At 71.5% G+C, this 9,002-nt stretch carries 5 protein-coding genes and 1 pseudogene; all 6 read right to left on the bottom strand.

Annotation, left to right across the window (positions count from 1 at the left end; translation table 11 throughout):
* Positions 1-985: HAMP domain-containing protein (locus ACI79W_RS19925; protein WP_456563817.1), on the bottom strand; the 985-nt coding region annotated here is incomplete at its 3' end.
* 324 nt (positions 986-1,309) lie between these two features.
* Positions 1,310-2,830 (bottom strand): methyl-accepting chemotaxis protein, encoded by a 1,521-nt coding sequence (locus ACI79W_RS19920; RefSeq protein ID WP_456563816.1) that lies wholly within the window; start codon positions 2,828-2,830, stop codon positions 1,310-1,312.
* A 397-nt stretch (positions 2,831-3,227) separates the two neighbouring features.
* A complete protein-coding gene (locus ACI79W_RS19915) occupies positions 3,228-4,847 on the bottom strand; it encodes a methyl-accepting chemotaxis protein (RefSeq protein WP_456563815.1) in 1,620 nt (539 codons plus the stop codon).
* A 290-nt stretch (positions 4,848-5,137) separates the two neighbouring features.
* Positions 5,138-6,754 carry a methyl-accepting chemotaxis protein gene (locus tag ACI79W_RS19910; RefSeq protein WP_456563814.1) on the bottom strand — a complete coding sequence of 539 codons (1,617 nt, stop codon included), beginning with the start codon at positions 6,752-6,754 and terminating at the stop codon, positions 5,138-5,140.
* A gap of 234 nt (positions 6,755-6,988) precedes the next feature.
* A complete protein-coding gene (locus ACI79W_RS19905; protein ID WP_456563813.1) occupies positions 6,989-8,545 on the bottom strand; it encodes a methyl-accepting chemotaxis protein in 1,557 nt (518 codons plus the stop codon).
* 299 nt (positions 8,546-8,844) lie between these two features.
* Positions 8,845-9,002 (bottom strand): annotated as a pseudogene (locus ACI79W_RS19900) (methyl-accepting chemotaxis protein); the annotation flags it as partial.

Raw genomic sequence — 9,002 nt, 5'->3', positions numbered from 1 at the left:
CACCCGCGGCCACCGTCTGCACGCTCCGGCTGACCTCCTCCGCGGCACCGGACACCACACCCGACTGCGCCGAGGTCTCCTCCGCACCCGCCGAGATCTGCGCCGAGCTGGCCGACAGCTCCTCCGACGACGCAGCGACCGCATCCGCCGAGGAGGCAACCGTCCCCAGCACCGTGCGCAGGTTCTCCTGCGCCGTGCCGAGCGACGCGGCCATGCGGCCCAGCTCGTCGTTCGAGCGCACGTCCGGGGTGACGGTCAGGTCACCGGCGGCCAGCGCGTCCACGGACTTCTGCACCGACCGCACCGTGGTGACGATCCCGCGGATCACGAGCAGCGCCAGCCCGGCGGCCGCGACGATGCCCGCGGCCAGCGCGATCCACAGGGTGAAGCGCGCCGTCGAGGCGAGATCCTGGCCGGCGGCGGCGTCAGCCCCGGCGTCGGCAGCCTGGCGCTCCTGCTCGGCGCCGAAGGCGTCCGAGAGGCCGCGCCCCGCCTCGGCGAGCGAGCCGCTCACCACCTTCTGGACGGCGCCCACGTCACCGGCGTTCACGGCGGGGTACAGCTGCTGGTCGACGGTGGCGTAGTAGGTGTCGGCAGCCTCCAGCACCGGGGCGACGTCCGCCGGGTTGTTCAGCGTCGCGGTGTAGGCGTCCATCTGCTCCCGGAACTGCGCACGACGCTCGGCCAGCTGGGGGCGGAGCTGGGCACGGGCGGCCTCGTCGACGAAGCCGAGGATGTTGTTGCGCGCCCGGTCGCCCTGGAAGGTGCGCTGCGCTTCGGCCAGCTTGTTCAGCGGCACGATGGAGTCCGAGTACAGCGTGTCGCCGGCGTCGGCGAGCGTGCCGATCCGCTGGACGGCCAGCCCGGTGAGGCCGATCGCGACCATGGCGAGCACCGCGAGTGCGGCGCCGATCTTCACGCCGACCGGGCGATCGGCGAACCAGCCTGCCCGCCCGGGACGGGTGCTGTGGGCGGAAACGGTCATCACGGCTCTCCATGAATGGGATTGCTTGCGGGAGGAAGTGAGCCCGGGAACGTTCACGGCTACGCCGGCGGCCCTTGTCTCTGCCACGCGCCTCGCGCGTGACAGGAAACAACATAGAGCGCTCGGTGAACGGATTCGGACGAATTGCGGACGTGTCGGGGCGCGTCGCGTCAGAAAGTGCGATGACGCCATTCCGGGTGTCGACATGACGGCATTCAGCACCCGTCGTCGACGACGGGTACGAAATGCACGACGCCGAGAGCGCACGGCCGGACGGCCGTGCGCTCTCGGATCGGGATCGCGACCAGGTCAGCCGCTGGCGGGTCAGTAGGTGAACTTGCCGACGGTGGTGCGCAGGTCGGCGGCCATCCGGGACAGCTCGTCGACCGCGGTGCGGGTCTGGGTCAGCGCCTGGGTGGTGGAGTCCGCGGCGGTGGAGACCCCGGCGATGTTCTCCGCGATCTGCGTGGTGCCACCGGCGGCCTCCTGCACCGACCGGCTCATCTCGTTGGTGGTCGCCGTCTGCTCCTCCACCGCGGAAGCGATGGTGGTCTGCCGGTCCGAGATCTGCGCGACGATCTGGGAGATCTCCTCGATCGCGGCCACCGCCGCCGTCGTGTCGCCCTGGATCGCCTGGACGCGCTTGGCGATGTCCTCGGTCGCCTTCGCCGTCTCCTGCGCCAGCTCCTTGACCTCGTTGGCCACCACCGCGAAGCCCTTCCCGGCCTCACCGGCCCGCGCGGCCTCGATGGTGGCGTTCAGCGCCAGCAGGTTCGTCTGCTCCGCGATCGAGGTGATCACCTTGACCACGTTGCCGATCTCGGCCGAGGACTCCCCCAGCTTCGCCACCGTCGCCGTCGTGGTCTCCGCCGCCGTCACCGCACGCGCCGCCACCTCGCTGGCCTCCGCGGCATTGGTCGCGATCTCCCGGATCGAGGCACCCATCTGCTCGGCACCCGCGGCCACCGTCTGCACGCTCCGGCTGACCTCCTCCGCGGCACCGGACACCACACCCGACTGCGCCGAGGTCTCCTCCGCACCCGCCGAGATCTGCGCCGAGCTGGCGCTCAGCTCCTCCGACGACGCAGCAACCGCGTCCGCACTGGCCACCACCGAAGACATGACGTCTCGCAGGGACACCACGGCGGTGTCCAGGGCAGCTGCGGCCCGTCCGACCTCGTCGTGCCGGACGACGCCGGTCTGCCGGGTCAGGTTCCCGGCAGCGAGGGCGCCGGCCAGGTCGACGACGGCGTTCAGCGGCCGGACGATGCGGCGCGACACCCCGAGCGCGAGGAGCAGGGTGGCCACCAGACCGATCACGATGGCCCCGGCCATGACCCAGAGCGCGCTGCTCCGCTCGTCGCGCGCCGCCTCCGTCGCCGCTGCGCTCCGGGACTCGAGCGATTCACGGAGCTCGCCGGTCAACGTGAAGACCTCGTAGTACACGTCCCAGCCGGCTCCCATGATGAGCTCGTCGGCGGCCTGGACGGCGTGGGGCGTGCCCGTCGCGAACAGGGCTGCGGCCTGCCGGTCGACCTCGAAGAAGGCTTCCCACTCCTCGACGACGGTGTCGAACGACGTCCGCTCGGCCGCGGTGAGGGCATCGGTCGGCATGTCCTCGAGGTGGCTCCGGAGCAGGTCCGCCGCGTCGAGGAAGCCGGTGCGGTTCGCGCTGTCTTCGGCGACCGCTGCCGGTCCTCCGATGCGCCGGGTGTCCCACACGTAGGTCATCTGCCAGCCGTTCACGTCGGCGTTCGACGTCTCGACGTCCTGGATCTTGCTCAATGCGGCGTGGAGCGTGTTGACCTGGTCGAGCGTCGCGCCGGCGGACTGGAGCTGGGTCATGCCCAGAACTCCGACTGCAGCCGCCGCCGCCATTCCCGCGGCACCGACCGAGAGGATCGAGCCCCGGACGCCCATGCGGCCCCGGCGTCGCGGAACGGTGTTCGTAGCCATGTCGGCCTCCTGTCTGCTGTGGTGTGGGGTTCATCGCCCGAGCGGCCGTGGCTGCACAGCCCGGGCGCCTTCGGCGAACTGTGGTGACGGGCCGACATGGAGTGCTCGCGCATTCCGGAACGGCCGCGCCGCCCTGTGCGACGCGCCTCCGCGAATGGCGGGATGGATGGCGACCACCCATACCTGGGTCGACAAGCCGCCCTTCGCCGACGCCGTCCACGGATGCGCGGACGCCGGTGGCGACCAGGAGAACGGTCACCACCGGCCTCGCGGCGGGCTGGTGCCGTCAGTACTTGAAGTTGCCGACGGTGGTGCGCAGGTCGGCGGCCATCCGGGACAGCTCGTCGACCGCGGTGCGGGTCTGGGTCAGCGCCTGGGTGGTGGAGTCCGCGGCGGTGGAGACCCCGGCGATGTTCTCCGCGATCTGCGTGGTGCCACCGGCGGCCTCCTGCACCGACCGGCTCATCTCGTTGGTGGTCGCCGTCTGCTCCTCCACCGCGGAAGCGATGGTGGTCTGCCGGTCCGAGATCTGCGCGACGATCTGGGAGATCTCCCCGATCGCGGCCACCGCCGCCGTCGTGTCGCCCTGGATCGCCTGGACGCGCTTGGCGATGTCCTCGGTCGCCTTCGCCGTCTCCTGCGCCAGCTCCTTGACCTCGTTGGCCACCACCGCGAAGCCCTTCCCGGCCTCACCGGCCCGCGCGGCCTCGATGGTGGCGTTCAGCGCCAGCAGGTTCGTCTGCTCCGCGATCGAGGTGATCACCTTGACCACGTTGCCGATCTCCGCCGAGGACTCCCCCAGCTTCGCCACCGTCGCCGTCGTGGTCTCCGCCGCCGTCACCGCACGCGCCGCCACCTCGCTGGCCTCCGCGGCATTGGTCGCGATCTCCCGGATCGAGGCACCCATCTGCTCGGCACCCGCGGCCACCGTCTGCACGCTCCGGCTGACCTCCTCCGCGGCACCGGACACCACACCCGACTGCGCCGAGGTCTCCTCCGCACCCGCCGAGATCTGCGCCGAGCTGGCGCTCAGCTCCTCCGAGCTCGCCGCCACCGCATCCGCCGAGGCGCCGACGCCCGCGAGCACCTCGCGCAGGCTCCGCTGCGCCGCCCCGAGGGAAGCGGCCATCCGGCCGAGCTCGTCGGCCGTGGTGATCTCGGGCATGACCGTCAGGTCACCCTGGGCGAGCGCGTCCACCGATCGCTGCACCGATCGGACCGTGCGGGTGAGCATCCGGACGACGAGGACGGCCAGCGCACAGGCCACGAGGAGCCCGACCAGCAGCGTGAGCAGGATGTGCAGCACGACGTCGGCGGCGCGCTCCTCACCGGCCGCCGCCTCGTCCGCCGCCGCAGCGGCCTGCGCCTCGCTCTCGGTGGCGTACGGGTCCATGACGGCGGAGGCCAGCGGCTTCTCCTCGTTGAACCCGTAGTAGGTGGCCGAACCGGCGTCGATGGCGTCCATCTGCTCGGCAGCCTTGCCGTAGTACGCGGTGAGCGCTCCGGTGACCGCCGTCCATGCGGCGTCGTCCGCCTGCTTGCCTTCGTACTGGTCGAGCAGTGCCTGCAGCTCCGCCTGCCGCTCTGCCAGGTTCTCCCGGAGGAAGGCGCGGGTCTCGGCATCGGCGACGTTGTAGGAGATGATCCGGACGCGGTCGCCCTGGAAGCTGCGCTGGATCGCCCCGAGGGTGTCCATGGGCTCGACGTTCTCGGTGTACAGGCGGTGCTCGCCGTCCCGTAGGTCGTGCGCTCCCTGGACGGCGACGAACGCGATGACGAACGAGACGAGGGCCATCGTCGCCACCACGGCAGCGAGCTTGACGGCGATCGGACGGTCGGCGAACCAGTGCCGGCCGGTCCGGGGTGCGGCGTTCACAGGTGCTCCAAGGATCGATGTGATGGGCATTCGCGGCGTCATCGGCGCGTCGGCGAGAACTCGGCCGCCGAATGGCGGCCGATGTGTACCGCGGCCAAGGATCCAGCAATTCCGCCCGCGATCGATCCGGAGTCCTCGCGTGTCGCCGGAATGGTCCAGGATGTCCGATGGCCGCATCTCCGGTGTCGACATGACCATTCCTGCACCAGAATGGCGGGGCAAGGGAGTGCGTTCCTCCCCGCTCGCGGGAGGACTCGGGCCGGGTGGCGACCGGGAGAGGAATCACCACCCGGCCCGTGCCGGAGGAAGTCCGCGTCAGGTCAGTAGGTGAACCGCCCGACGGTGGTGCGCAGGTCGGCGGCCATCCGCGACAGCTCGTCGACCGCCGCGCGGGTCTGCCCCAGCGCCTGGGTCGTGCTGTCGGCCGCACCGGAGACGTTCGCGATGTTCGTCGCGATCTGCCCGGTGCCGTCGGCGGCTTCCTGCACCGAGCGGGACATCTCGTTGGTGGTCGCGGTCTGCTCCTCCACCGCGGAAGCGATGGTGGTCTGCCGGTCCGAGATCTGCGCGACGATCTGGGAGATCTCCTCGATCGCCGTCACGGCGGCAGTGGTGTCACCCTGGATCGCCAGGACGCGCTTGGCGATGTCCTCGGTCGCCTTCGCCGTCTCCTGCGCCAGCTCCTTGACCTCGTTGGCCACCACCGCGAAGCCCTTCCCGGCCTCACCGGCCCGCGCCGCCTCGATCGTGGCGTTCAGCGCCAGCAGGTTCGTCTGCTCCGCGATCGAGGTGATCACCTTGACCACGTTGCCGATCTCCGCCGAGGACTCCCCCAGCTTCGCCACCGTCGCCGTCGTCGTCCCAGCCGCCGTCACCGCACGCGCCGCCACCTCGCTCGCCTCCGCCGCGTTGCTGGCGATCTCCCGGATCGAGGCACCCATCTGCTCGGCGCCGGCCGCGACGGTCTGCACGTTGCGGGACACCTCGTCGGCCGCACCGGCCACGACGCCGGACTGCGCCGAGGTCTCCTGCGCCGAGGACGAGATCTGCGCGGAGCTGGCCGACAGCTCCTCGGAGCTCGCCGCCACCGCGTCCGCCGAGGCGACGACGGAGGAGAGCACCTCGCGGAGGTTGTGCTGCGCCGAGTCCAGCGCGGCGGCCATGCGGCCCACCTCGTCGCGGGAGTCGATCCCGGTCGCCTTCGTCAGGTCGCCGGCCGCCATGGCCTCCGCCACCTCCTGCACCGACCGGACCGACCGGGTGATCCGGCGGACGACGACCACCGTGAGCCCCACGGCGGCCAGCGCGGCCAGCGTCGACGCGACCAGCAGCACCTGCGTCGCCGAGGTGGCGTCCTCCGACGCCTCGGCGTTGCGGGCAGCGGCCTGCTCCGCCTGCGCGACCCCCTCGGCTTCCAGCTCGTCGGCCATGATCTGCAGCAGGGGCTGCAACTGCTCGGACTGCACACGGGCGAAGCCGGCGAGGTCACCGCGGTCCGCCGCCGGGAACAGCTGCGTGGTGAGGAGCTCGAGGAACTCTGCCCGCGTCTCGGCGAATGCCTCCATGCTCTCCGGGGCGACGACGAAGGCCTCGTACGCGTCCATGCCCGCCTGCAGGTCGGCGTTCTTCTCCTCCATCTCGCCGATGAGCTCGACGCGTCGCTCCGGGCTGGAGACGGCGTACTCCAGGGTGCGGGCGCGGTGGGCGGCGTGGGCGCGCTGCACCTCGGAGAGGGCGTTGAGCGGCTTGAGGTTCTCCTCGTAGATCCGCTCCTGGTCGGCGCTCATCTCGGCCATGCGGGAGATGGCGAGGGCGTTGGCCCCCACCAGGACGACGAGGAGCAGCGCGACCACGGCGCCGATGCGCACCCCCAGCGGGCGATCGGCGAACCATGACCCGGATCGCCTGCGGCGGGCGGGGAGGGCGGTGGCGGTCATTGCTTTCTCCTGCATCGATGACCCCGGATGGATTCCGCGGTGGACGACGCAAGAATGGGGCTGCCTAGCCGGACCCGGGCAATTCCGGGGCACGTGTCGCAGACCACGCAGAAATTGTTCGGTCACCCCGTCCAGGAATGTCGACTCGACTGTTCGTCGACGGCTCCGGGAACGGCGGGCGCCGGTGGCGGTACGAGGCCTGCCACCACCGGCGCCCGACGTCGCGCGGGAGGCTCAGTAGCTGAAGCGGCCCACCGTGGTGCGGAGGTCGGCGGCCATCCGGGACAGCTCGTCGACCGCGCTGCGGGTCTGGCTCAGCGCCTGGGTCGTCGTACCGGCCGCCGTGGAGACGCTCGTGATGTTCTCCGCGATCTGCGTGGTGCCACCCGCGGCCTCCTGCACCGACCGCGACATCTCGTTGGTGGTCGCCGTCTGCTCCTCCACCGCGGAGGCGATGGTGGTCTGCCGGTCCGAGATCTGCGCGACGATCGTGCTGATCTCCTCGATCGCGGCCACCGCCGCCGTCGTGTCGCCCTGGATGGCCTGGACGCGCTTGGCGATGTCCTCGGTCGCCTTCGCCGTCTCCTGGGCCAGCTCCTTGACCTCGTTGGCCACCACGGCGAAGCCCTTCCCGGCCTCTCCCGCGCGGGCCGCCTCGATCGTGGCGTTCAGCGCCAGCAGGTTCGTCTGCTCCGCGATCGAGGTGATCACCTTGACCACGTTGCCGATCTCCGCCGAGGACTCCCCCAGCTTGGCCACCGTCGCCGTCGTCGTCTCCGCCGCCGTCACCGCACGCGCCGCCACCTCGCTGGCCTCCGCCGCGTTGCTGGCGATCTCCCGGATCGAGGCACCCATCTGCTCCGCACCGGCCGCCACGGTCGCGACGCTGCGGGACACCTCCTCGGCCGCCGAGGACACGACACCCGACTGGGCGCTGGTCTCCTCCGCCGACGACGCGATCTGCGCCGACGACGCGCTCAGCTCCTCCGCCGACGATGCCACGGCGCCGGCCGACCCGACGATCTGCGACACGGTCTCGGCCATCCCGCCCGCCGCGGTGTTCAGCGCCTCGGCCATCTGGCCCACCTCGTCCCGCCCGCGGACCGGCAGGCGGACGGTCAGGTCGTTGTCCGCGAGCCGCTGCAGCGCGCCCTGGACCTCGCGGATGCCGCGGACGATGCCCCGGGAGACCAGGAAGGCGAGGCCGGCGCCCAGCAGGGCCGCGCCGAGCGCGACGAGCACCGACACCAGGCGGGTTTCGCTGCGGGCGTCGGCGACGGCCGCCTCGGTGACGGCGACACGGGCGTCGACCGACTCCACGAGCTCGACCATGGCCTGGTCGAGGACGTAGAAGACGTCCCACTTCTCGCCGGTGGAGAGCGCGTCGCCCTCATCGAGCCGGCCCTGCGCCCACAGCTGGAAGATCTGCTCGTTGTAGTCGCTCATGACGGTCCAGTTCTGCTGGATGACGTCGAGGCTCGCCCGCGCGTCGGCGTCGAGGAGGCTGCGGTCGATCTCGAAGAGCCCCTCGAAGCCGGCGGCGCCGTCGCGGTAGGCGGCCACGTTGTCGCCGTCGGGCGCGGCGGCGGTCGCCCCGCCCTCCACCCGGGCCTTCCAGGCGGTGATGTTCTGCCAGTTCGCGGCCCACAGGAGGTCATAGCGGGCCGCTTCCACGGCCCGCTGGGCGGCGACGGCGTCCCGGGCCTCGGCGTGCAGCTCGGCGACCCGCTGGGTGCCGTTGATGCCGGTGACCGTGGCGGCCAGGATCCCCATGAGGAGGGCGGCGCTCACCGCGAAGATTCGTGTTCCGATCCCGCGATCGCGATACCAGAGCCGTGGTGCGGACATGCGGTGTTCCCCGTTCTCGAGCGGGTGTGCCCGTGCTTTCCGGAATGGTGCTGGTGCACGAGGATCGTGTCTTGCCACCGCGATTCCTTAGCGCTGAGGAAGTGCGTGTCGCGGGCCCGGTGGCAAATCGGCGCACGACCATTGTCTCGTCGACCGACATGTCGACCGGCGTGCGGAAAAATGGCGGGGGCGCTCGACCGTTGTGGTCGGGCGCCCCCGCCTCGGGGTGCACGAGGGGTGCGTCAGTAGGTGAAGCGGCCCACCGCGGTGCGGAGGTCGGCGGCCATCCGGGACAGCTCGTCGACCGCGGTGCGGGTCTGGGTCAGCGCCTGGGTGGTGGAGTCCGCGGCGGTGGAGACCCCGGCGATGTTCTCCGCGATCTGCGTGGTGCCACCGGCGG

It is taken from the genome of Blastococcus sp. SYSU DS0533, from assembly GCF_054050775.1.
Note: the sequence above shows the minus strand (reverse complement) of the source record. Positions and strands in the feature narration are given on the sequence as shown.

Excerpts from the sequence above, each read along its gene's own strand:
- ACI79W_RS19920 (WP_456563816.1), bottom strand. The coding sequence starts at position 2,830 with ATGACCCAGCTCCAGTCCGCCGGCGCGACGCTCGACCAGGTCAACACG.
- ACI79W_RS19915 (WP_456563815.1), bottom strand. The coding sequence starts at position 4,847 with ATGCCCATCACATCGATCCTTGGAGCACCTGTGAACGCCGCACCCCGG.
- ACI79W_RS19910 (WP_456563814.1), bottom strand. The coding sequence starts at position 6,754 with ATGACCGCCACCGCCCTCCCCGCCCGCCGCAGGCGATCCGGGTCATGG.